The 23,869-nt window shown below is 54.6% G+C and carries 25 protein-coding genes and 4 tRNA genes; all 29 read right to left on the reverse strand.

Features of this window, described 5'->3' with window-relative positions; genetic code table 11:
- Positions 1 to 10: 10 nt before the first annotated feature.
- The 29 genes from rpsQ to ACA059_RS28675 all read right to left on the reverse strand — a co-directional run bounded on the left by rpsQ (position 11) and on the right by ACA059_RS28675 (position 23,869).
- Entirely contained in the window at positions 11 to 277 is a 267-nt protein-coding gene (gene rpsQ / locus ACA059_RS28535; protein ID WP_003176419.1) for a 30S ribosomal protein S17, read from the reverse strand.
- A gap of 2 nt (positions 278 to 279) precedes the next feature.
- Entirely contained in the window at positions 280 to 471 is a 192-nt protein-coding gene (gene rpmC, locus ACA059_RS28540) for a 50S ribosomal protein L29 (protein ID WP_008030901.1), read from the reverse strand.
- Positions 471 to 884: a 50S ribosomal protein L16 gene (gene rplP / locus ACA059_RS28545; protein WP_008145497.1), complete on the reverse strand. Its 414-nt coding sequence runs from the start codon at positions 882 to 884 to the stop codon at positions 471 to 473. The genes rpmC and rplP overlap by 1 nt, the downstream gene beginning before the upstream one ends.
- A 12-nt stretch (positions 885 to 896) precedes the next feature.
- The gene (gene rpsC, locus ACA059_RS28550) at positions 897 to 1,583 is read right to left on the reverse strand and encodes a 30S ribosomal protein S3 (protein ID WP_003176422.1); all 687 of its coding nucleotides are present in this window, start codon (positions 1,581 to 1,583) and stop codon (positions 897 to 899) included.
- 13 nt (positions 1,584 to 1,596) lie between these two features.
- Positions 1,597 to 1,929, reverse strand: coding sequence for a 50S ribosomal protein L22 (rplV, locus tag ACA059_RS28555; RefSeq protein ID WP_003103908.1), 333 nt, complete (start codon positions 1,927 to 1,929; stop codon positions 1,597 to 1,599).
- Positions 1,930 to 1,942: 13 nt separating this feature from the next.
- On the reverse strand, positions 1,943 to 2,218 hold the full coding sequence (rpsS, locus tag ACA059_RS28560; RefSeq protein WP_002555486.1) for a 30S ribosomal protein S19: 276 nt from the start codon (positions 2,216 to 2,218) through the stop codon (positions 1,943 to 1,945).
- Between the two features lie 16 nt (positions 2,219 to 2,234).
- Positions 2,235 to 3,059, reverse strand: a complete 825-nt coding sequence (rplB, locus tag ACA059_RS28565; protein ID WP_003176423.1) for a 50S ribosomal protein L2 — start codon at positions 3,057 to 3,059, stop codon at positions 2,235 to 2,237.
- Positions 3,060 to 3,073: 14 nt separating this feature from the next.
- Entirely contained in the window at positions 3,074 to 3,373 is a 300-nt protein-coding gene (gene rplW, locus ACA059_RS28570) for a 50S ribosomal protein L23 (protein WP_002555488.1), read from the reverse strand.
- Positions 3,370 to 3,972, reverse strand: a complete 603-nt coding sequence (gene rplD, locus ACA059_RS28575) for a 50S ribosomal protein L4 (RefSeq protein WP_095630591.1) — start codon at positions 3,970 to 3,972, stop codon at positions 3,370 to 3,372. The genes rplW and rplD overlap by 4 nt, the downstream gene beginning before the upstream one ends.
- A 12-nt stretch (positions 3,973 to 3,984) precedes the next feature.
- Complete coding sequence (gene rplC, locus ACA059_RS28580) at positions 3,985 to 4,620, reverse strand: 50S ribosomal protein L3 (protein ID WP_003186059.1); 636 nt, start codon at positions 4,618 to 4,620, stop codon at positions 3,985 to 3,987.
- An 80-nt stretch (positions 4,621 to 4,700) separates the two neighbouring features.
- On the reverse strand, positions 4,701 to 5,012 hold the full coding sequence (gene rpsJ / locus ACA059_RS28585; protein ID WP_003186070.1) for a 30S ribosomal protein S10: 312 nt from the start codon (positions 5,010 to 5,012) through the stop codon (positions 4,701 to 4,703).
- Positions 5,013 to 5,153: 141 nt separating this feature from the next.
- Positions 5,154 to 6,347: an elongation factor Tu gene (tuf, locus tag ACA059_RS28590; RefSeq protein WP_046047317.1), complete on the reverse strand. Its 1,194-nt coding sequence runs from the start codon at positions 6,345 to 6,347 to the stop codon at positions 5,154 to 5,156.
- 31 nt (positions 6,348 to 6,378) lie between these two features.
- Complete coding sequence (fusA, locus tag ACA059_RS28595) at positions 6,379 to 8,484, reverse strand: elongation factor G (protein ID WP_056743438.1); 2,106 nt, start codon at positions 8,482 to 8,484, stop codon at positions 6,379 to 6,381.
- Positions 8,485 to 8,514: 30 nt separating this feature from the next.
- Entirely contained in the window at positions 8,515 to 8,985 is a 471-nt protein-coding gene (gene rpsG / locus ACA059_RS28600; RefSeq protein WP_002555493.1) for a 30S ribosomal protein S7, read from the reverse strand.
- A gap of 118 nt (positions 8,986 to 9,103) precedes the next feature.
- The gene (gene rpsL / locus ACA059_RS28605; RefSeq protein WP_002555494.1) at positions 9,104 to 9,475 is read right to left on the reverse strand and encodes a 30S ribosomal protein S12; all 372 of its coding nucleotides are present in this window, start codon (positions 9,473 to 9,475) and stop codon (positions 9,104 to 9,106) included.
- A 216-nt stretch (positions 9,476 to 9,691) separates the two neighbouring features.
- Complete coding sequence (gene rpoC / locus ACA059_RS28610) at positions 9,692 to 13,891, reverse strand: DNA-directed RNA polymerase subunit beta' (RefSeq protein ID WP_008145492.1); 4,200 nt, start codon at positions 13,889 to 13,891, stop codon at positions 9,692 to 9,694.
- 64 nt (positions 13,892 to 13,955) lie between these two features.
- On the reverse strand, positions 13,956 to 18,029 hold the full coding sequence (gene rpoB, locus ACA059_RS28615; protein ID WP_219097508.1) for a DNA-directed RNA polymerase subunit beta: 4,074 nt from the start codon (positions 18,027 to 18,029) through the stop codon (positions 13,956 to 13,958).
- A 220-nt stretch (positions 18,030 to 18,249) separates the two neighbouring features.
- Positions 18,250 to 18,615 carry a 50S ribosomal protein L7/L12 gene (gene rplL / locus ACA059_RS28620; protein WP_008145490.1) on the reverse strand — a complete coding sequence of 122 codons (366 nt, stop codon included), beginning with the start codon at positions 18,613 to 18,615 and terminating at the stop codon, positions 18,250 to 18,252.
- 80 nt (positions 18,616 to 18,695) lie between these two features.
- Positions 18,696 to 19,196 (reverse strand): 50S ribosomal protein L10, encoded by a 501-nt coding sequence (gene rplJ, locus ACA059_RS28625; RefSeq protein WP_010467255.1) that lies wholly within the window; start codon positions 19,194 to 19,196, stop codon positions 18,696 to 18,698.
- Positions 19,197 to 19,394: 198 nt separating this feature from the next.
- Positions 19,395 to 20,090, reverse strand: a complete 696-nt coding sequence (gene rplA / locus ACA059_RS28630; protein WP_007896626.1) for a 50S ribosomal protein L1 — start codon at positions 20,088 to 20,090, stop codon at positions 19,395 to 19,397.
- Positions 20,090 to 20,521 (reverse strand): 50S ribosomal protein L11, encoded by a 432-nt coding sequence (gene rplK / locus ACA059_RS28635; RefSeq protein WP_003210097.1) that lies wholly within the window; start codon positions 20,519 to 20,521, stop codon positions 20,090 to 20,092. Before rplK ends, rplA begins: the two co-directional genes overlap by 1 nt.
- Before the next feature lie 117 nt (positions 20,522 to 20,638).
- Entirely contained in the window at positions 20,639 to 21,172 is a 534-nt protein-coding gene (gene nusG / locus ACA059_RS28640; protein WP_007896622.1) for a transcription termination/antitermination protein NusG, read from the reverse strand.
- A gap of 9 nt (positions 21,173 to 21,181) precedes the next feature.
- Positions 21,182 to 21,550, reverse strand: coding sequence for a preprotein translocase subunit SecE (gene secE / locus ACA059_RS28645; protein ID WP_008145488.1), 369 nt, complete (start codon positions 21,548 to 21,550; stop codon positions 21,182 to 21,184).
- 45 nt (positions 21,551 to 21,595) lie between these two features.
- Positions 21,596 to 21,671: transfer RNA gene (locus ACA059_RS28650), tRNA-Trp, on the reverse strand.
- A gap of 53 nt (positions 21,672 to 21,724) precedes the next feature.
- Complete coding sequence (gene tuf / locus ACA059_RS28655) at positions 21,725 to 22,918, reverse strand: elongation factor Tu (protein WP_007896619.1); 1,194 nt, start codon at positions 22,916 to 22,918, stop codon at positions 21,725 to 21,727.
- Positions 22,919 to 23,002: 84 nt separating this feature from the next.
- Positions 23,003 to 23,078, reverse strand: a tRNA-Thr gene (locus ACA059_RS28660).
- Between the two features lie 26 nt (positions 23,079 to 23,104).
- A tRNA-Gly gene (locus ACA059_RS28665) sits at positions 23,105 to 23,178 on the reverse strand.
- 23 nt (positions 23,179 to 23,201) lie between these two features.
- Positions 23,202 to 23,286, reverse strand: a tRNA-Tyr gene (locus tag ACA059_RS28670).
- A 142-nt stretch (positions 23,287 to 23,428) separates the two neighbouring features.
- The gene (locus ACA059_RS28675) at positions 23,429 to 23,869 is read right to left on the reverse strand and encodes a hypothetical protein (RefSeq protein ID WP_497631815.1); all 441 of its coding nucleotides are present in this window, start codon (positions 23,867 to 23,869) and stop codon (positions 23,429 to 23,431) included.

Genomic DNA, 23,869 nt, shown 5'->3' on the forward strand with positions numbered 1-23,869 from the left:
CCCCTAGTCCTTAGACTTCCACAGCGCGTTCGAGAACATCAACCAGCGCCCAAGACTTGGTCTTGGCCAAAGGACGAGTTTCACGAATAGTGACTTTGTCGCCGATGTGGCACTGATTGGTTTCGTCGTGCGCGTGCAGCTTAGTCGAACGCTTAACGTATTTACCGTAGATCGGGTGCTTAACGCGACGCTCGATCAGAACGGTGATGGTCTTGTCCATTTTGTCGCTGACAACACGGCCAGTCAGCGTACGGACGGTTTTTTCGGCTTCAGCCATGATTACTTACCTGCCTGCTGTTTGAGCACAGTCTTCACGCGAGCGATGTCACGCTTAACTTGCCGGAGCAGGTGAGACTGCCCCAACTGGCCAGTTGCTTTCTGCATGCGCAGATTGAACTGGTCGCGCAGCAGGCCGAGCAGTTGCTCGTTAAGCTGCGGCGCGTCTTTTTCACGAAGTTCGTTCGCTTTCATCACATCACCGTCCGTTTAACGAAGGCAGTGGCGAGCGGCAGCTTTGCAGCAGCCAAGGCAAAAGCCTCACGCGCCAGCTCTTCAGTAACACCCTCGATTTCATACAGGACTTTGCCTGGCTGAATCTGGGCAACCCAGTACTCCACACTACCCTTACCTTTACCCATCCGAACTTCGAGTGGCTTTTTGGAAATAGGCTTGTCCGGGAATACACGGATCCAGATCTTGCCACCACGTTTAACGTGGCGGGTCAGAGCACGACGCGCTGACTCGATCTGACGAGCGGTGAGACGACCACGAGCTACAGACTTCAGCGCGAACTCGCCGAAGCTGACTTTGCTACCGCGCTGAGCCAGACCACGGTTGTGGCCTGTCATCTGCTTGCGGAACTTCGTACGCTTTGGTTGCAACATTTGGCGTACCCCTTACTTAGCAGCTTTTTTACGAGGCGCTGGTGCTTGTGGCTTCAGCTCTTCTTGGCGACCACCAATTACTTCGCCTTTGAAGATCCAAACCTTTACACCGATCACACCATAAGTGGTGTGAGCTTCGTAGTTGGCATAGTCGATGTCGGCACGCAGGGTGTGCAGTGGCACACGACCTTCGCGATACCATTCAGTACGTGCGATTTCAGCACCGCCGAGACGACCGCTCACTTGGATTTTGATGCCTTTGGCACCAATGCGCATGGCGTTCTGTACAGCGCGCTTCATAGCGCGACGGAACATTACGCGACGCTCCAGCTGCTGAGCTACGCTCTGCGCAACCAACATACCGTCGAGCTCCGGCTTGCGGATTTCTTCGATATTGATGTGCACAGGCACACCCATTTGTTTGGTCAGGTCCTGACGCAGTTTCTCAACATCTTCACCTTTCTTCCCGATAACGATACCCGGACGAGCAGTGTGGATGGTGATACGTGCAGTTTGAGCCGGACGATGGATATCGATACGGCTTACGGACGCGCTTTTTAGTTTGTCTTGGAGATACTCACGCACCTTCAGATCAGCGAACAAATAGTCCGCATAAGTCCGACCGTCTGCGTACCAGACGGAGGTGTGCTCCTTGACGATTCCCAGGCGAATGCCAATGGGATGTACTTTCTGACCCATCTCTTCGACTCCGTTACTTGTCAGCAACCTTGACAGTGATATGGCAAGACCGCTTGACGATGCGATCAGCACGGCCTTTGGCACGTGGCATGATTCGCTTCAGCGAACGCCCTTCGTTGACGAAAACGGTGCTGACTTTAAGGTCATCAACGTCTGCGCCTTCGTTATGCTCGGCGTTGGCTACGGCCGACTCCAGCACTTTCTTCATGATCTCGGCGGCTTTCTTACTGCTGAAAGCCAACAGGTTGAGCGCTTCGCCCACCTTCTTCCCGCGGATCTGGTCGGCGACCAAGCGGGCTTTCTGGGCGGAGATTCGAGCGCCCGACAACTTAGCGGCTACTTCCATCGTTCCTTACCCCTTAACGCTTGGCTTTCTTGTCTGCCACGTGCCCACGATATGTGCGGGTACCGGCAAACTCGCCCAGTTTGTGGCCGACCATGTCTTCGTTCACGAGAACTGGAACATGTTGACGACCGTTATGCACTGCAATGGTCAAACCGACCATTTGTGGCAGGATCATCGAACGACGCGACCAGGTTTTAACTGGTTTGCGATCGTTCTTTTCCGCCGCCACTTCGATCTTCTTCAGTAGGTGAAGATCAATAAAAGGACCTTTTTTCAGAGAACGTGGCACTGTCGTATCCCTCTATTTACTTGCGACGACGGACGATCATTTTGTCGGTACGCTTATTACCACGAGTCTTCGCGCCCTTAGTCGGGAAGCCCCATGGCGATACCGGATGACGACCACCAGAGGTACGACCTTCACCACCACCATGTGGGTGGTCAACCGGGTTCATGGCAACACCACGAACGGTTGGGCGAACGCCACGCCAGCGTTTGGCACCAGCTTTACCCAGCGAACGCAGGCTGTGCTCGGAATTCGAGACTTCACCCAGGGTCGCGCGGCATTCAGCCAGCACTTTACGCATCTCACCAGAACGCAGACGCAGGGTCACGTAGACACCTTCACGAGCGATCAGCTGAGCCGAAGCACCAGCGGAACGAGCGATTTGCGCGCCTTTACCTGGCTTCAATTCGATGCCGTGTACGGTGCTACCAACTGGAATGTTACGCAGTTGCAGAGCGTTGCCCGGCTTGATCGGTGCCAGAGCACCTGCGATCAGCTGGTCGCCAGCACTCACGCCTTTAGGGGCGATGATGTAGCGACGCTCGCCATCTGCGTACAGCAGCAGAGCGATGTGAGCAGTACGGTTTGGATCGTATTCAATACGCTCGACAGTGGCAGAGATGCCATCTTTGTCGTTGCGACGGAAATCGACCAGACGATAATGCTGCTTATGGCCACCACCGATGTGACGAGTGGTAATGCGACCATTGTTGTTACGACCACCAGTCTTCGATTTTTTCTCGAGCAGCGGTGCGTGAGGAGCGCCTTTATGCAGCTCCTGGTTGACCACCTTGACCACAAAACGGCGGCCAGGGGAAGTCGGTTTGCATTTAACGATTGCCATGATGCACCCCTTCCTTACTCAGCACTGCTGCTGAAATCGAGATCTTGGCCTGGCTGAAGGGAGATAACTGCCTTCTTCCAGTCATTACGCTTGCCCAGACCGCGAGCAGTGCGCTTGCTCTTACCCAGAACATTCAGGGTAGTAACACGCTCTACTTTCACGCTGAACAGGCTTTCGACGGCCTTCTTGATTTCCAGCTTGGTTGCGTCAGTTGCAACCTTGAAAACGAACTGGCCTTTCTTGTCAGCCAGAACCGTAGCCTTCTCGGAAACGTGCGGGCCAAGCAGAACTTTAAATACGCGTTCCTGGTTCATCCCAGCAGCTCCTCGAATTTCTTCACGGCCGACACGGTGATCAACACCTTGTCGTATGCGATCAGACTAACTGGATCGGAACCTTGCACGTCACGTACATCAACGTGTGGCAGGTTACGAGCAGCCAGGTACAGGTTCTGATCAACCACTTCAGACACGATCAAGACGTCAGTCAGGCCCATGCCAGTCAGTTTGCTCAGCAGATCTTTGGTCTTCGGTGCATCAACAGCGAAGTCCTGAACCACAACCAGACGATCAGTACGCACCAGCTCAGCAAGGATGGAACGCATTGCTGCGCGATACATCTTCTTGTTCAGCTTCTGGGTGTGATCCTGAGGACGAGCTGCGAAAGTGGTACCGCCGCCACGCCAGATTGGGCTACGGATAGTACCGGCACGAGCACGGCCAGTACCTTTCTGACGCCATGGGCGCTTACCGCCACCACGAACGTCGGAACGGGTCTTTTGCTGCTTGCTACCTTGACGGCCGCCGGCCATGTAGGCCACGACTGCTTGGTGAACCAGCGTCTCGTTGAATTCGCCGCCAAATGTCAGTTCGGAAACTTCGATCGCTTGAGCGTCATTTACATTTAATTGCATGTCAGCTTCCCCTTAACCGCGAGCCTTGGCTGCTGGACGTACAACCAAGTTGCCGCCAGTAGCGCCAGGAACAGCGCCCTTGACCAACAACAGATTGCGTTCAGCGTCCACGCGCACTACTTCGAGGGACTGCACGGTCACGCGCTCAGCGCCCATATGACCGGACATTTTTTTGCCCTTGAATACACGACCAGGAGTCTGGCACTGGCCGATAGAGCCTGGAACGCGGTGGGATACGGAGTTACCGTGGGTATTATCTTGCCCGCGGAAATTCCAACGCTTGATCGTACCCTGGAAGCCTTTACCTTTGGACTGACCGGTTACATCAACCAGTTGACCAGCGGCGAAGATTTCAGCGTTGATCAGATCGCCGGCCTGGTACTCGCCTTCTTCAAGACGGAATTCCATTACGGTACGACCAGCGGCAACGTTCGCTTTAGCGAAGTGGCCAGCTTGAGCAGCTGTAACACGCGAAGCACGACGCTCGCCTACAGTGACTTGCACTGCACGATAGCCATCGGTCTCTTCAGTTTTGAACTGGGTGACGCGATTCGGTTCGATCTCAATGACCGTGACCGGAATGGAGACACCTTCTTCGGTGAAAATACGGGTCATACCGCATTTACGACCGACTACACCAATAGTCATGTTGTAAACCTCATGAGTGTACGGGGCTTTCACCCGCTATGGCCGCCCATTTCAGAGCGTTACACGACTAAGACCGAGTCTTAGCCGAGGCTGATCTGCACTTCCACACCGGCCGCAAGATCAAGCTTCATAAGAGCATCAACGGTTTTATCCGTTGGCTGGACGATGTCCAGAACGCGCTTATGAGTACGGATCTCATACTGGTCACGCGCGTCTTTGTTGACGTGCGGGGAGACCAGAACGGTGAACCGCTCTTTACGGGTAGGCAGTGGAATTGGACCACGCACTTGAGCACCAGTACGTTTCGCGGTTTCCACGATTTCCTGGGTGGATTGGTCGATCAGGCGATGGTCAAAAGCCTTCAACCTGATACGGATTTGCTGATTTTGCATTGGATTTCAGACTCCGGCTGCTATTCCCAGCGAGCGCAATACGCCCGTTAAAAGGAGGCGCAATTCTATAGACGGGCTACTACAGTGTCAACCCAATAAAAAAGCCCCCGCTAGGCGGGGGCTTTTTCAAGTCATCACTTATTAAGCGATGATTTTGGCTACGACGCCAGCGCCGACGGTACGACCGCCTTCACGAATAGCGAAACGCAGACCATCTTCCATTGCGATGGTTTTGATCAGGGTGACAACCATTTTGATGTTGTCGCCTGGCATTACCATTTCAACGCCTTCCGGCAGTTCGCAGTTACCGGTCACGTCAGTGGTCCGGAAGTAGAACTGTGGACGGTAGCCTTTGAAGAACGGAGTGTGGCGACCGCCTTCTTCTTTGCTCAACACGTACACTTCAGCTTCGAAGGTAGTGTGCGGCTTAACCGAACCTGGCTTGACCAGAACCTGGCCACGCTCAACGTCGTCACGCTTGGTGCCGCGCAGCAGCACGCCGCAGTTCTCGCCAGCACGACCTTCGTCGAGCAGCTTACGGAACATTTCAACACCGGTGCAGGTGGTGACAGTAGTGTCACGCAGACCAACGATTTCCAGTGGATCCTGAACCTTGACGATACCGCGCTCGATACGGCCAGTTACAACAGTACCGCGACCGGAGATCGAGAATACGTCTTCGATTGGCATCAGGAACGGCTTGTCGATAACACGAACTGGATCTGGGATGTAGCTGTCCAGAGTCTCTACCAGGCGCTTAACAGCGGTGGTACCCATTTCGTTGTCGTCTTGGCCGTTCAGAGCCATCAGAGCCGAACCGATGATGATCGGAGTGTCGTCACCTGGGAAGTCGTAAGTGCTCAGCAGATCGCGCACTTCCATCTCAACCAGTTCCAGCAGCTCAGCGTCGTCAACCATGTCAGCCTTGTTCAGGAAGACAACGATGTACGGAACGCCAACCTGACGGGACAGCAGGATGTGCTCACGGGTTTGTGGCATCGGACCATCAGCGGCCGAGCAAACCAGAATAGCGCCGTCCATTTGAGCAGCACCGGTGATCATGTTCTTCACATAGTCAGCGTGACCTGGGCAGTCAACGTGAGCGTAGTGACGGATCAGCGAGTTGTATTCAACGTGTGCGGTGTTGATGGTGATACCACGAGCCTTTTCTTCCGGAGCGCTGTCGATTTTGTCGAAAGCAACAACGGCCGAACCGAAAATTTCGGAGCAGACGCGAGTCAGAGCAGCGGTCAGTGTGGTTTTACCGTGGTCGACGTGACCAATGGTGCCAACGTTGACGTGCGGGAGGGTACGGTCAAATTTTTCTTTAGCCACGACAATTAACTCCTAGCCTAAAGGGGCTGAATCAGCCTTGTTTTTTGGTAACAGTTTCGACGATATGCGACGGAGCTGTATTGTATTTTTTGAATTCCATAGAGTAGCTTGCGCGACCTTGGGACATGGAACGAACGTCGGTTGCGTAACCGAACATCTCACCCAACGGAACCTCGGCGCGAATCACTTTGCCGGAAACCGTGTCTTCCATACCCAGGATCATGCCGCGACGACGGTTAAGGTCGCCCATCACGTCACCCATATAGTCTTCAGGCGTAACAACCTCTACCGCCATGATCGGCTCAAGCAACTCACCACCGCCCTTCTGGGCCAGTTGCTTGGTCGCCATGGAAGCAGCCACTTTAAACGCCATCTCGTTGGAGTCGACGTCGTGGTAGGAACCATCAAACACGGTAGCCTTCAGGCCGATCAGCGGATAGCCGGCAACAACGCCGTTCTTCATCTGCTCTTCGATACCCTTCTGGATAGCCGGGATGTATTCCTTAGGAACCACACCACCCACTACTTCGTTCAGGAATTGCAGACCTTCCTGACCTTCGTCAGCAGGAGCAAAACGAATCCAGCAGTGACCGAACTGGCCACGACCGCCGGACTGGCGAACGAACTTGCCTTCAATTTCGCAGCTCTTCGTGATGCGCTCACGGTACGAAACTTGAGGCTTACCGATGTTGGCTTCGACGTTGAACTCACGGCGCATCCGGTCAACCAGGATGTCCAGGTGCAACTCGCCCATGCCGGAGATGATCGTTTGACCAGTCTCTTCATCAGTCTTGACGCGGAAAGATGGATCTTCCTGAGCAAGCTTGCCCAGAGCGATACCCATTTTTTCCTGGTCGTCCTTGGTCTTAGGCTCTACGGCAACCGAAATAACCGGCTCCGGGAAGTCCATGCGAACCAGGATAATTGGCTTGTCAGCGTTGCACAAAGTTTCACCAGTGGTGACGTCCTTCATGCCGATCAAGGCCGCGATGTCACCAGCGCGCACTTCCTTGATTTCTTCACGGGCGTTTGCGTGCATTTGCACCATACGACCCACGCGCTCTTTCTTGCCTTTAACCGAGTTGATCACGCCGTCGCCGGAGGCCAACACGCCCGAGTAAACTCGAACAAAGGTCAATGTACCCACGAATGGGTCGGTAGCGATCTTGAACGCCAGAGCCGAGAACGGCTCGCTGTCGTCTGCGTGACGCTCCATTTCCTGAGTCTCGTCATCCGGGTCAGTACCCTTGATGGCAGGAATGTCGCTTGGAGCAGGCAGGTAGTCGATAACGGCGTCGAGAACCAGGGGAACACCCTTGTTCTTGAAGGAAGAACCGCAAACAGCCAGAACGATCTCACCAGCGATAGTACGCTGACGCAGAGCGGCCTTGATTTCCTCGTTGGTGAGTTCTTCACCTTCGAGGTACTTGTTCATCAGCTCTTCGCTGGCTTCGGCCGCAGCCTCAACCATGTTGCCGCGCCACTCGTCAGCCAGTTCCTGCAGTTCAGCAGGGATAGGCTTGCGAACTGGAACCATGCCTTTGTCAGCGTCATTCCAGTAAACAGCTTCCATGGCCATCAGATCAATCTGACCTTGGAAGTTGTCTTCGGAACCGATAGCCAACTGGATTGGAACCGGGGTGTGACCCAGACGCTGCTTGATCTGACCGATCACGCGCAGGAAGTTGGCACCAGCACGGTCCATCTTGTTTACGTAAACAAGACGTGGAACGCCGTACTTGTTGGCTTGACGCCATACGGTTTCCGACTGAGGCTCAACACCCGAGGTGCCGCAGAACACAACGACCGCACCATCGAGTACACGCAGGGAACGCTCAACTTCAATAGTGAAGTCAACGTGGCCCGGGGTATCAATAACGTTGAAGCGGTATTGGTCTTTGTGCTGCTTCTCGGAACCCTGCCAGAAGGCGGTAATAGCAGCAGAAGTAATGGTAATACCACGCTCCTGCTCCTGCACCATCCAGTCTGTGGTCGCGGCGCCGTCATGCACCTCGCCCATCTTGTGACTTTTGCCAGTGTAAAAAAGGACGCGCTCGGTGGTGGTGGTTTTACCAGCATCCACGTGAGCAACGATACCAATGTTACGGTAGCGATTAATCGGTGTAGTACGAGCCATAAAGCCCTCGCAAAATTAGTGACGCTAAAATTAGAAGCGGTAGTGCGAGAAAGCCTTGTTGGCTTCAGCCATACGGTGCACGTCTTCACGCTTCTTAACTGCAGCACCTTTACCTTCGGCAGCGTCCAACAGTTCGCCAGCCAAACGCAGAGCCATAGACTTCTCGCCGCGCTTGCGGGCGAAGTCTACCAACCAGCGCATTGCCAGGGCGTTACGACGGGACGGACGAACTTCAACCGGAACCTGGTAAGTAGCACCGCCTACACGGCGCGACTTTACTTCGACCAGCGGAGCGATGGCGTCGAGAGCTTTCTCGAAGATTTCCAGGGGGTCGCTGTTCTTGCGTTCTTTAACCTTCTCCAGCGCGCCATAAACGATACGCTCGGCAACGGCTTTCTTGCCGCTTTCCATTACGTGGTTCATGAACTTGGCCAGGATTTGGCTTCCGTATTTTGGATCGTCAAGCACTTCGCGCTTGGCTGCTACGCGTCTTCTTGGCATGGATAAGCCCTCAAACGGTCTTCAGGTTCGCTCGGAATCGGTGCCCTTTCGGGACGCCTCCGACCTTACTCTTATCGACTCAGAAAAATAGAAAATCAGTTTTTACAAAAAGCCGCTACTACTTAGGCTTCTTGGTACCGTACTTCGAACGACCCTGGTTACGACCTTTAACGCCGGAAGTATCCAAAGAACCGCGCACGGTGTGGTAACGAACACCTGGCAAGTCTTTTACACGACCGCCGCGGATCAGTACCACGCTGTGCTCTTGCAGGTTGTGGCCTTCACCGCCGATGTACGAGGAAACCTCGAAACCGTTGGTCAGACGCACACGGCATACTTTACGTAGTGCCGAGTTAGGTTTTTTCGGCGTGGTGGTATACACACGGGTGCATACGCCACGACGTTGCGGGCAGTTCTGCAGCGCAGGCACGTCGGATTTCTCGACGATACGCTTACGCGGCTGACGTACCAGCTGGTTGATAGTTGCCATCTACTAGCTCCACTGTTGTCTTGCGACGCTATTGTCTTGCAAGAAAAGCAAAATGGCAGGAACGAATTCCCGCCAAATTTAGGGGTACAAGAGTCTAAAGAGGATCTTGCCCCCAGTCAAGGCAAGGCCCCGACCTCCCCACTCATCCAACCTCGACAAATTGTCTCGATTCGATGAACGGAATGGCCAGGGCCTTACGCTCATTTACCGCAGAACTCAGTTACCGCTCGAGTTCAGCGCTTCGGTCAGTGCAGCTTCCACTTCACTGGCGCTTACGCGCAACGGTTTGTCAGCATCACGGCGGCGCTTGCGCTCGCTGTGATAAGCCAGACCGGTACCCGCCGGGATCAGACGACCCACGACCACGTTTTCTTTCAGGCCGCGCAGGTAATCGCGCTTGCCGGTTACCGCCGCTTCGGTCAGTACGCGAGTGGTTTCCTGGAAGGAAGCCGCCGAGATGAACGATTCGGTGGACAACGACGCCTTGGTGATACCCAGCAGCACGCGAGTGAACTTGGAAACGAATTTCTCGTCGCCAGCCAGACGCTCGTTCTCTACCAGAACGTGAGTCAACTCCATCTGGTCGCCCTTGATGAAAGTCGAATCGCCAGACTCAGCGATTTCGACCTTACGCAACATCTGACGCAGGATGGTCTCGATGTGCTTGTCGTTGATCTTCACGCCTTGCAGACGATAAACGTCCTGGATCTCGTTCACGATGTACTTGGCCAGCGCACTCACACCCAGCAGACGCAGGATGTCGTGTGGATCGCTCGGGCCGTCGGAGATAACTTCGCCGCGGTTTACCTGTTCGCCTTCGAAGACGTTCAGGTGACGCCACTTCGGAATCAGCTCTTCGTACGGATCGGTACCGTCGTTCGGGGTGATAACCAGACGGCGCTTGCCTTTGGTCTCTTTACCGAACGCGATGGTGCCGCTGACTTCCGCCAGAATCGAAGCTTCTTTCGGACGACGGGCTTCGAACAAGTCGGCAACACGCGGCAGACCACCGGTGATGTCACGGGTCTTCGAAGTCTCTTGCGGAATACGAGCGATAACATCACCGATCGCGATTTTCGCACCGTCCGCTACACCGACCAGGGCGTTAGCAGGCAGGAAGTACTGAGCAATTACGTCGGTACCCGGCAGCAAGAGATCCTTGCCGTTGTCATCAACCATCTTCACAGCAGGGCGGATATCTTTACCGGCAGCTGGACGGTCTTTGGCGTCGAGTACTTCAATGTTGGTCATACCGGTCAATTCGTCAGTCTGACGCTTGATCGTGATGCCTTCTTCCATGCCCACGTAGGTCACGGTACCTTTCATTTCGGTAACGATTGGGTGAGTGTGCGGATCCCACTTGGCCACGATTGCGCCAGCGTCGACCTTGTCACCTTCTTTAACCGAAATCACAGCACCGTACGGCAGCTTGTAACGCTCGCGCTCACGACCGAAGTCATCAGCGATCGCCAGCTCACCGGAACGGGACACAGCAACCAGGCAACCATCCACTCGCTCAACGTGCTTCAGGTTGTGCAGACGGACGGTACCGCCATTCTTCACCTGAACGCTGTCGGCTGCGGAGGTCCGGCTTGCCGCACCACCGATGTGGAACGTACGCATGGTCAGCTGGGTACCCGGCTCACCGATGGACTGGGCAGCGATAACGCCGACCGCTTCACCGATGTTCACCTGGTGACCACGAGCCAAGTCACGGCCGTAGCACTTGGCGCAAATGCCGTAGCGGGTTTCGCAGCTGATCGGCGAACGCACGATCACTTCGTCGATGCTGTTCAGCTCGATGAACTCGACCCACTTCTCGTCTACCAGTGTACCGGCAGGAACGATGATTTCTTCGGTACCTGGCTTGAACACGTCACGGGCAATAACACGACCCAATACGCGCTCACCCAGCGGCTCGACAACGTCACCGCCTTCAATGTGCGGAGTCATTACCAAGCCATGTTCGGTGCCGCAATCGATCTCGGTCACAACCAGATCCTGCGCCACGTCTACCAGACGACGAGTCAGGTAACCGGAGTTCGCAGTTTTCAACGCGGTATCCGCCAAACCTTTACGAGCACCGTGAGTGGAGATGAAGTACTGAAGTACGCTCAAACCTTCACGGAAGTTCGCAGTAATCGGCGTTTCGATGATGGAACCGTCCGGCTTGGCCATCAGGCCACGCATACCGGCGAGCTGACGGATCTGCGCAGCAGAACCCCGTGCGCCCGAGTCGGCCATCATGTACATCGAGTTGAAAGACTCTTGGTCGACTTCGACGCCATGGCGGTCGATGACTTTCTCTTTCGAGAGGTTGGCCATCATTGCCTTGGAAACTTCGTCGTTCGCCTTGGACCAAAGGTCGATCACTTTGTTGTACTTCTCGCCCTGGGTTACCAGGCCGGAGGCGTACTGACTTTCGATCTCTTTCACTTCATCAGTAGCAGCATTGATGATGCGGGCTTTTTCGTCCGGGATAACGAAGTCGTTAACACCGATGGAAACGCCGGAGATGGTCGAATAAGCAAAACCGGTGTACATCAACTGGTCAGCGAAGATCACGGTCTCTTTCAAACCAACCACGCGGTAGCACTGGTTGATCAGCTTGGAGATCGCCTTTTTCTTCATCGGCTGGTTGACGACGTCGTACGACAGGCCAGGTGGAACAACCTGGAACAACAGCGCACGACCGACAGTGGTGTCGACGATACGGGTGTTTTTGACGCTGCCACCATCACGATCGTTGACAGTTTCGTTGATCCGCACTTTGACCTTGGCGTGCAGTGCGGCTTCGCCGGCACGGAACACACGGTCAACTTCTTGCAGATCCGCGAACACACGACCTTCGCCTTTGGCGTTGATCGCTTCACGAGTCATGTAGTACAGACCCAATACAACGTCCTGCGACGGAACGATGATTGGCTCACCGTTGGCTGGCGACAGAATGTTGTTGGTCGACATCATCAACGCACGCGCTTCCAACTGGGCTTCCAGTGTCAGCGGTACGTGCACGGCCATTTGGTCGCCGTCGAAGTCGGCGTTGTACGCAGCACAGACCAACGGGTGCAGCTGGATAGCCTTACCTTCGATCAGTACCGGTTCAAACGCCTGGATACCCAGACGGTGAAGGGTCGGTGCACGGTTGAGAAGAACCGGGTGTTCACGGATCACTTCAGCGAGAACGTCCCAAACCTCAGGCAGTTCGCGCTCGACCATCTTCTTGGCAGCTTTAATGGTGGTAGCGAGACCACGCATTTCCAGCTTGCCGAAAATGAACGGCTTGAACAGCTCGAGAGCCATTTTCTTCGGCAGACCGCACTGGTGCAGACGCAGGGTCGGACCTACGGTAATTACCGAACGACCGGAGTAGTCAACACGCTTACCGAGCAAGTTCTGACGGAAACGACCTTGTTTACCCTTGATCATGTCAGCCAGGGATTTCAGAGGACGCTTGTTGGAACCGGTGATAGCGCGGCCACGACGACCGTTATCGAGCAGTGCGTCGACAGCTTCCTGCAACATACGCTTTTCGTTGCGCACGATGATGTCCGGAGCGGACAGATCAAGCAGGCGCTTCAAGCGGTTGTTACGGTTGATCACTCGACGATACAGATCGTTGAGGTCGGAAGTCGCGAAGCGACCGCCATCCAGCGGGACCAGTGGACGCAGATCTGGCGGCAGAACCGGCAGAACGGTCAGCACCATCCATTCTGGAAGGTTGCCGGAACCCTGGAAGGCTTCCATCAACTTCAGACGCTTGGACAGCTTCTTGATTTTGGTTTCGGAGTTGGTTTGCGGAATTTCTTCACGCAGACGGCCAATCTCGTGTTCCAGATCGATAGCGTGCAACAGTTCACGGACAGCTTCGGCACCCATGCGGGCATCGAAATCGTCGCCGAACTCTTCCAGCGCTTCGAAGTACTGCTCGTCGTTGAGCAGCTGACCTTTTTCAAGGGTGGTCATGCCTGGATCGATAACGACATAGCTCTCGAAGTAGAGAACGCGTTCGATATCACGCAGGGTCATGTCCATCAGCAAGCCGATACGGGACGGCAGCGATTTCAGGAACCAGATGTGGGCAACTGGGGAAGCCAGTTCGATGTGCGCCATGCGCTCACGACGAACTTTAGCCAGCGCGACTTCAACGCCGCACTTCTCGCAGATCACACCACGGTGCTTCAAGCGCTTGTACTTACCGCACAGGCACTCGTAATCCTTTACCGGGCCAAAGATCTTGGCGCAGAACAGGCCGTCACGCTCAGGTTTGAACGTACGGTAGTTAATGGTTTCCGGCTTTTTAACTTCACCGAACGACCACGAACGGATCATCTCAGGCGATGCCAATCCAATACGGATGGCGTCGAACTCTTCGACTTGACCCTGGTTTTTCAGCAAATTCAGTAGGTCTTTCAAGGCCTTTCCTCCTGGCGGAGCAGAGAGCGGGCAATCCTGCCCCGCTCTCGATTCGCGTCACGTGTTATTCGGTTTCCAGATCGATATCGATGCCGAGGGAACGAATTTCCTTGATCAACACGTTGAAAGACTCGGGCATGCCCGGCTCCATACGGTGATCGCCATCCACGATGTTTTTGTACATCTTGGTACGGCCGTTCACATCGTCCGACTTCACTGTGAGCATTTCTTGCAGAGTGTAAGCAGCACCGTATGCTTCCAGTGCCCAGACCTCCATCTCCCCGAAACGCTGACCACCGAACTGCGCCTTACCACCCAGCGGCTGCTGAGTAACCAGGCTGTACGAACCGGTAGAACGAGCGTGCATCTTGTCGTCTACCAAGTGGTTCAGCTTCAGCATGTACATGTAGCCAACAGTAACCGGGCGCTCGAACTTGTTGCCGGTACGGCCGTCGGTCAGCTGCATCTGGCCGCTTTCTGGCAGGTCTGCCAATTTCAGCATGGCCTTGATTTCGCTTTCCTTGGCGCCGTCGAACACTGGAGTGGCCATTGGAACGCCGCCACGCAGATTCTTCGCCAGATCCAGGATTTCCTGGTCAGAGAAGCTATCCAGATCTTCGTTACGACCGCCGATCTGGTTGTAGATCTCGTCCAGGAATTTACGAAGCTCAGCGACTTTGCGCTGCTCTTCGATCATCCGGTTGATCTTCTCGCCCAGACCTTTAGCCGCGAGGCCCAGGTGGGTTTCAAGGATCTGACCAACGTTCATACGCGAAGGTACGCCCAACGGGTTGAGGACGACGTCGACCGGGGTGCCATTGGCATCGTGCGGCATGTCTTCAACCGGCATGATCACGGAGACCACACCTTTGTTACCGTGACGACCGGCCATCTTGTCGCCCGGCTGGATGCGACGACGGATTGCCAGGTAAACCTTGACGATTTTCAGCACGCCTGGAGCCAGGTCATCGCCCTGCTGCAGTTTGCGCTTCTTGTCTTCGAACTTGTCGTCCAGCAGACGGCGGCGATCAACGATGTAGGCCTGAGCCTTCTCGAGCTGCTCGTTCAGAGCATCTTCAGCCATGCGCAGTTTGAACCACTGACCATGCTCAAGACCGTCGAGAACTTCGTCGGTGATGTCCTGACCTTTCTTCAGACCGGCGCCGCCTTCGGCTTTGTGGCCGACCAGAGCGGAACGCAGACGTTCGAAAGTTGCGCCTTCAACGATACGGAACTCTTCGTTCAGGTCCTTGCGGATCTCGTCGAGTTGAGTCTTCTCGATCGACAGCGCACGAGCATCACGCTCAACGCCGTCGCGGGTGAAGACCTGTACGTCGATGACGGTACCCTTGGTGCCGGTAGGCACGCGCAGGGAGGTGTCTTTAACGTCGCTGGCTTTTTCACCGAAGATGGCACGCAACAGCTTCTCTTCCGGAGTCAGTTGAGTCTCGCCTTTCGGAGTGACCTTACCAACCAGGATGTCGCCTGCGCCAACTTCAGCACCTACGTAAACGATACCGGCTTCGTCCAGTTTGTTCAGTGCAGCTTCACCCACGTTCGGGATGTCTGCAGTGATTTCCTCTGGCCCAAGCTTGGTGTCACGTGCCACACAGGTCAGTTCCTGAATGTGGATCGTGGTAAAGCGGTCTTCTTGAACAACTCGTTCCGACAGGCAGATGGAGTCTTCGAAGTTGTAACCGTTCCAGGCCATGAACGCGATGCGCATGTTCTGACCCAGCGCCAGTTCACCCATGTCGGTGGACGGGCCGTCAGCCATGATGTCGCTACGCTGAACCCGATCACCTTTACGCACCAGCGGACGCTGGTTGATGCAGGTGTTCTGGTTGGAGCGGGTGTATTTGGTCAGGTTGTAGATGTCGACACCAGCTTCACCGGTTTCAACTTCATCATCAGCAACACGAACCACGATACGGCTGGCGTCGACGGAATCGATAACGCCACCACGACGAGCCACGACGCAAACGCCGGAGTCACGAGCTACGTTACGCTCCATGCCAGTACCGACCAGCGGCTTGTCAGCGCGCAGGGTTGGTACAGCTTGACGCTGCATGTTCGAACCCATCAACGCACGGTTGGCGTCATCGTGCTCGAGGAACGGGATCAGCGACGCTGCAACCGAAACTACCTGCTTCGGCGATACGTCCATCAAGGTGACGTCTTCCGGCGCCTTGACGGTGAACTCGTTCAAGTGACGAACAGCTACCAGCTCGTCGATCAGCATTTTCTTGTCGTTCATCGTGGCCGAAGCCTGAGCGATCACGTGATCAGCTTCTTCGATGGCGGACAGGAACACGATCTCGTCGGTGACCAGAGCGTCTTTCACCACACGGTACGGGCTTTCGAGGAAGCCGTACTGGTTGGTGCGCGCATAAGCAGCCAGGGAGTTGATCAGACCGATGTTCGGACCTTCCGGCGTTTCAATCGGGCATACACGACCGTAGTGAGTCGGGTGTACGTCACGAACTTCAAAGCCAGCACGTTCACGAGTCAAACCGCCAGGGCCGAGTGCAGACACACGACGCTTGTGGGTGATCTCGGACAGCGGGTTGTTCTGGTCCATGAACTGGGAAAGCTGGCTGGAACCGAAGAACTCTTTCACCGCCGCAGCCACTGGCTTGGCATTGATCAGGTCTTGCGGCATCAGGCCTTCGCTTTCAGCCATCGACAGACGCTCTTTGACCGCACGCTCAACACGTACCAGGCCAACGCGGAACTGGTTCTCGGCCATTTCGCCTACGCAGCGAACACGACGGTTACCCAGGTGGTCGATGTCATCGACGATGCCTTTACCGTTACGGATGTCGACCAGAGTCTTCAGTACCGCGACGATGTCTTCTTTGCACAACACGCCCGAACCTTCGATCTCGGTACGACCGATACGACGGTTGAACTTCATCCGGCCGACCGCAGACAGGTCATAGCGCTCAGGGCTGAAGAACAGGTTGTTGAACAGGGTCTCGGCAGCGTCTTTGGTTGGCGGCTCGCCTGGACGCATCATGCGATAGATCTCGACCAGCGCTTCCAATTGGTTGCTGGTGGAGTCGATCTTCAGAGTGTCGGAGACGAACGGACCGCAGTCGATATCGTTGGTGTACAGCGTTTCGATGCGAACAACCTGGGCCTTGGCAATTTTTGCCAGGATCTCGGTGTTCAGCTCGGTGTTGCACTCTGCCAGGATTTCGCCGGTTGCCGGATGCACGATGGCCTTGGCGGTAGTGCGACCCAGGACGTAGTCCAGAGGCACTTCCAGGGTCTTGAGACCGGCTTTTTCGATCTGGTTGATGTGGCGCGCAGTAATACGGCGACCAGCCTCAACGATGACCTTGCCCTTCTCGTCCTGAATATCAAGTACAGCGATTTCACCACGCAGACGCGAAGCAATCAGTTCCAGACTGAGGGTTTCGCCGCTCAGGTGGAAAACGTTGGTGGTGTAGAACGCGTCGAGCACTTCTTCAGTGGTATAGCCGAGCGCGCGCAGCAGTACCGATGCAGGCAGCTTGCGACGACGGTCGATACGCACGAATACGCAGTCTTTCGGGTCGAACTCGAAGTCCAACCACGAACCGCGGTAAGGAATGATACGTGCCGAGTACAACAGTTTGCCGGAGCTGTGCGTCTTGCCACGGTCGTGGTCGAAGAACACGCCCGGGGAACGGTGCAGCTGGGAAACGATTACACGCTCGGTACCGTTGATTACAAAGGTACCGTTCTCAGTCATCAGGGGGATTTCACCCATGTAGACTTCTTGCTCTTTGATGTCCTTGATCGCTTTGTTCGACGATTCTTTGTCGAAAATGATCAGGCGCACTTTTACCCGCAAAGGTACGGCGTAAGTTACACCGCGCAATACGCATTCTTTGACATCAAATGCCGGTTCGCCCAGGCGATAACCGACGTACTCCAGCGCAGCATTGCCGGAGTAGCTGATGATCGGGAAAACGGATTTGAAGGCCGCATGCAGGCCCACGTCGCGGAACTGATCTTTAGTCGCTCCCGCTTGCAAGAATTCACGATACGAATCCAGCTGGATGGCCAGGAGGTACGGCACATCCATGACGTCCGGCAACTTGCTAAAGTCCTTGCGGATACGTTTTTTCTCAGTATATGAGTAAGCCATCAGCGTTCCCCAGCTTGGTCACCTGCTTGTTTGGCCCCTCCCGACGGGAGCAGCCAGAAAATCGTGCAAACCCCATGGTTTGCGCCACCGCATCGGGTGGTTACAACTCGCTATCAGCACCGACCCAGTCGGCTGCCAATAACGGAAAAAGGCCGGTGGCAAGAGCCACCAGCCATCAGCCTTTCGCTTAACGCTCGGGCTGGAGACGCAAAGTCGATGCTTATTTCAGCTCGACTTTAGCGCCTGCTTCTTCCAGAGTGGCTTTTGCTTTGTCAGCTGCGTCTTTCGAAACAGCTTCCAGAACGACGCCAGGAGCGCCGTCAACTACAGCCTTGGCTTCTTTCAGGCCCAGACCGGTCAGTTCACGTACTGCCTTGATCACGTTAACTTTCTTCTCGCCAGCTTCCAGCAGCATGACGTTGAATTCAGTTTGTTCTTCAACAACGGCAGCGACAGCAGCTGGACCAGCGGAAGCAGCGGCAGCGGAAACGCCGAACTTCTCTTCCATGGCCTTGATCAGCTCAACGATTTCCAGAACGGATTTTTCGCCGATTGCTTCGATGATTTGGTCGTTAGTCAGAGACATGACTATAAATTCCTGTATTGGGGTGACAGCCTACGCGGCCATCGAAATAAACAATAAACGCTGAAAGGAGTCGCTCAGCCTTAGGCTGCGGCAGCTTCTTTCTGGTCGCGAAGAGCCGCCAGAGTACGAGCCAATTTGCTGGTTGCGCCTTGAATCACGCTCATCAGCTGAGAAATTGCTTCGTCACGGGTCGGCAGGCTTGCCAGTACGTCGATCTGATTAGCTGCGAGGAACTTGCCCTCGAACGCAGCTGCCTTGATCTCGAACTTATCCTGACCTTTTGCGAACTCTTTGAAGATACGAGCAGCAGCGCCCGGATGTTCTTTGGAGAATGCAATCAAGGTCGGGCCAGTGAACACGTCGTTGAGCACGTCATATTGAGTGCCAGCAACGGCGCGCTTGAGCAGGGTGTTACGTACAACACGTACGTAAACGCCAGCTTCACGAGCCTCTTTACGGAGTCCGGTCATAGCGCCTACTGTTACGCCACGGGCATCAGCCACGACAGCGGACAGAGCAACTTGGGCAGCCTTGTTGACTTCAGCGACGATGGCCTTCTTGTCTTCAAGTTTAATTGCCACGGGAAAAACTCCTGCTTGTTACCGTTTCATCCAACCGAGGCCAGATGTCGTTTTGGTGTCTGATTCGGTAAGGAACCGGGAGCACCATCTGCGTAGGCTTGAGGTTTAAGACTTGCGTCGCCTACGGTCTTGGATAGCCCCCGCCAGGCAGGGACCCCAATCTTTCAATTGGCGCAATCGCTTGCGCCAACCTGTGTCTTACGCGTCGAGCGAGCCTTGGTCGATGACCAGGCCTGGACCCATGGTGGTGCTCAGGGTAACGCGCTTGACGTAAATACCTTTCGAGGAAGCTGGCTTGATACGCTTCAGATCAGCGATCAGGGCTTCAACGTTTTCCTTCAGCTTGACGGCGTCGAAGCCAACCTTGCCAACGGAGGTGTGGATGATGCCGTTTTTGTCGGTGCGATAACGAACCTGACCAGCCTTGGCGTTCTTAACCGCGGTAGCTACGTCTGGCGTTACGGTGCCGACTTTAGGGTTAGGCATCAGGCCACGTGGGCCCAGGATCTGGCCCAACTGACCAACAACGCGCATTGCATCCGGGGATGCGATAACTACGTCATAGTTCAGGTCGCCGCCTTTCATTTCGGCAGCCAGATCGTCCATACCTACACGGTCAGCGCCGGCAGCCAAAGCGGCCTCAGCAGCTGGACCTTGGGTGAACACAGCAACGCGAACGGTCTTGCCAGTGCCGTGTGGCAGCACAGTAGCGCTACGAACGACCTGGTCGGATTTACGCGGGTCAACACCCAAATTTACAGCAACGTCAAACGACTCGCTGAACTTGACGGTCGACAGCTCAGCCAGCAGAGCAGCAGCGTCTACAAAGTTGTAGGACTTGCCTGCTTCGATTTTGCCGGCGATAGCCTTTTGACGCTTGGTCAACTTAGCCATTACACACCCTCCACGTTAAGGCCCATGCTACGAGCAGAACCGGCGATAGTACGCACGGCCGCGTCCATATCAGCTGCAGTCAGATCCGCGTTTTTGGTTTTCGCGATTTCTTCCAGCTGAGCACGGGTAACGGTGCCAACCTTAACGGTGTTCGGACGAGCGGAACCGCTAGTCAGACCAGCAGCTTTCTTCAGCAGAACCGAAGCAGGTGTGGATTTGGTTTCGAAAGTGAAACTACGGTCGCTGTAGACAGTGATGATCACTGGAGTCGGCAGACCTGGCTCAATACCCTGAGTACGGGCGTTGAAAGCCTTGCAGAACTCCATGATGTTCACGCCGTGCTGACCCAGAGCAGGACCAACAGGTGGGCTTGGGTTAGCCTGAGCGGCCTTCACTTGCAGCTTGATGTAAGCGGTAATCTTCTTGGCCATGAGGCACTCCAATTACGGGTTCGAACGCCTCGAAAGGCTCCCCGGTTACTTGCGCGTTTATCCCAGTGACGACAAAACCCCACAGCCTAGGGCTGCGGGGTTGGGATGCTTGCTCAGCTAGACTTTTTCGACCTGGCTGAACTCTAGCTCTACCGGAGTAGAGCGACCGAAAATGAGCACTGCCACTTGGATCCGGCTCTTCTCGTAGTTAACTTCTTCGACCGTGCCAGTAAAGTCGGCAAACGGACCGTCATTGACACGTACCGACTCACCTGGCTCGAACAACGTCTTCGGCTTCGGCTTGTCGCTACCATCAGCAACGCGACGCAGAATCGCTTCTGCCTCTTTATCTGTGATAGGTGCAGGCTTATCAGCAGTACCGCCGATAAACCCCATCACCCGAGGAGTATCCTTGACCAAGTGCCAAGTACCCTCATTCATGTCCATCTGAACCAGCACATAACCCGGGAAGAACTTGCGCTCGCTTTTGCGTTTCTGGCCATTACGCATTTCAACCACTTCTTCAGTGGGAACCAGAATTTCGCCAAAGCCATCTTCCATGCCAGCCAGCTTTACGCGCTCTACCAACGAGCGCATGACATGCTTCTCGTAACCGGAGTAAGCATGCACAACGTACCAACGCTTAGCCACGGGACACCCTTAGCCGACAATCAAGGAAACAAGCCAGCCGAGCAGGGAATCAAGCCCCCACAACAGCAACGCCATAACCAGTACAACAGCCACAACGATCAACGTGGTCTGCGTGGTTTCTTGGCGAGTTGGCCATACGACTTTACGAATCTCGGTGCGAGCTTCCTTAACCAGTACAAAGAAAGACTTGCCCTTGACTGTTTGCAGGCCTACAAAGGCAGCTACAGCAGCAATGGCGAGCAAAGCTAGTACGCGGTACAGGATCGGCGAAGCAGAGTAATACTGATTGCCAACAACGCCAACAACCACCAAAGCGACTACTACTAGCCACTTGAGGAGATCGAAGCGAGAGCCTTGAGCTTCAGCTTTAGGAGTCATCTATGAAGATCCTGTGAAAAGAAAGCCAGACACACCAAGTGAATCTGGCAGGTCAGGAGGGAATCGAACCCCCAACCTACGGTTTTGGAGACCGTCGCTCTGCCAATTGAGCTACTGACCTAAAACAAAATCAGGCCGACCATTATGCCGGCCCGAAAAAGACATTACAACAATTTACTCGATAACCTTAGCAACGACACCAGCGCCGACGGTACGACCGCCTTCACGAATGGCGAAACGCAGACCATCTTCCATTGCGATGGTTTTGATCAGAGTGACCGTCATTTGGACGTTATCACCTGGCATCACCATTTCAACGCCTTCCGGCAGTTCGCAGTTACCGGTCACGTCAGTGGTCCGGAAGTAGAACTGTGGACGGTAGCCTTTGAAGAATGGCGTATGACGACCACCCTCTTCCTTGCTCAGAACGTAAACTTCAGCGGTGAACTTGGTATGCGGCTTGACGGTGCCCGGCTTGACCAGAACCTGGCCACGCTCAACATCATCACGCTTGGTACCACGCAGCAACACACCACAGTTCTCGCCAGCACGACCTTCGTCGAGCAGCTTGCGGAACATCTCAACACCAGTGCAAGTAGTTTTGACAGTGTCACGAAGACCAACAATCTCAACTTCCTCCTGAATGCGGACAATGCCACGCTCAACACGACCAGTCACAACAGTACCGCGACCGGAGATCGAGAAAACATCCTCGATCGGCATCAGGAACGGCTTATCAATAGCACGCTCAGGCTGCGGAATATAACTATCCAGAGTCTCAACCAACTTCTTGACGGCAGTAGTGCCCATCTCGTTGTCGTCTTGACCATTCAGCGCCATCAGCGCCGAACCAATGATGATCGGAGTGTCATCACCTGGGAAATCGTAAGTGCTCAGCAAGTCGCGCACTTCCATCTCAACCAGCTCCAGCAGCTCAGCGTCGTCAACCATGTCAGCCTTGTTCAGGAAGACAACGATGTACGGAACGCCAACCTGGCGGGACAGAAGGATGTGCTCACGGGTTTGCGGCATCGGACCATCAGCGGCCGAGCAAACCAGAATCGCACCATCCATCTGAGCAGCACCGGTAATCATGTTTTTTACGTAGTCAGCGTGACCTGGACAGTCAACGTGTGCGTAGTGACGCACGGCCGAATCGTATTCAACGTGAGCGGTGTTGATGGTAATACCACGAGCTTTTTCTTCAGGGGCGCTATCGATCTTGTCGAAGTCAACCTTTGCCGAACCGAAAACTTCGGAGCAGACGCGGGTCAAAGCAGCAGTCAGAGTAGTCTTACCATGATCGACGTGACCAATGGTTCCAACGTTGACGTGCGGCTTATTACGTTCGAACTTTTCCTTAGCCATCAAAATCACCCCTAGGAGAAGAATTGAGCGGGTCAAACTAGCCATTAAAACAAAGGCAGATATTTTCATATCTGCCTTGTTATATGGAGCTCTTGAGCGGATTTGAACCGCTGACCTCACCCTTACCAAGGGTGTGCTCTACCAACTGAGCTACAAGAGCGTAACGCTATGCAGGATCTGCAAACTTGGAGCGGGTAGCGGGAATCGAACCCGCATCATCAGCTTGGAAGGCTGAGGTTCTACCACTAAACTATACCCGCGAGCTTGCAGCTCTCGCTAAAAATGGTGGAGGGGGAAGGATTCGAACCTTCGAAGTCGTAGACGTCAGATTTACAGTCTGATCCCTTTGGCCGCTCGGGAACCCCTCCTAAGCGAGCCGGCATTCTATATCATGCCAGCCTTCTGTCAAGCATTTTCTCATTAAAAACCTGAGGTTAGCTGCGTTGACATCACTTCGCGGTGTTAACCATCAAAGGTCTTCACTGCGAAGCGGGCGCCATTCTATGCAAACTATTCGGCGGGTGCAACCCCCTCACACGGCATTATTTTATGTTTTAACTCATTGAATTCTCTAGAAAGGTTTTTCAGCTGTGAGTCATCCAGCCAACGCCGGCTTTCTGGTGCCACACGCACCCAGTAACCATCAGACTCGGCAGGAGGCCTCAGCAAGGACTCGAACTTGATTTCCATGCCACTCAATCGCCGCTCAACCGCCTGAGCAGCCTCCTGACGAGTAAAACCGCCCAGATAGAGGCATCCATCGTCCGCCTGGGCAGGCTTTCCTTTATCACGAGCCGCATCAGTCGTTTCACTCAACAAGCGAATATCCTGCTGCGACCCCCTATATAAATTCAAAGGGGTTACATCCTTCGCACGCAGAGGAGCCTCCTGTTGGTGCCAGATGTAATAGAACACATTGAGAACAAGCAGCAGCAGAAACAACCAACGCAT

Source organism: Pseudomonas sp. LBUM1647, assembly GCF_059716175.1.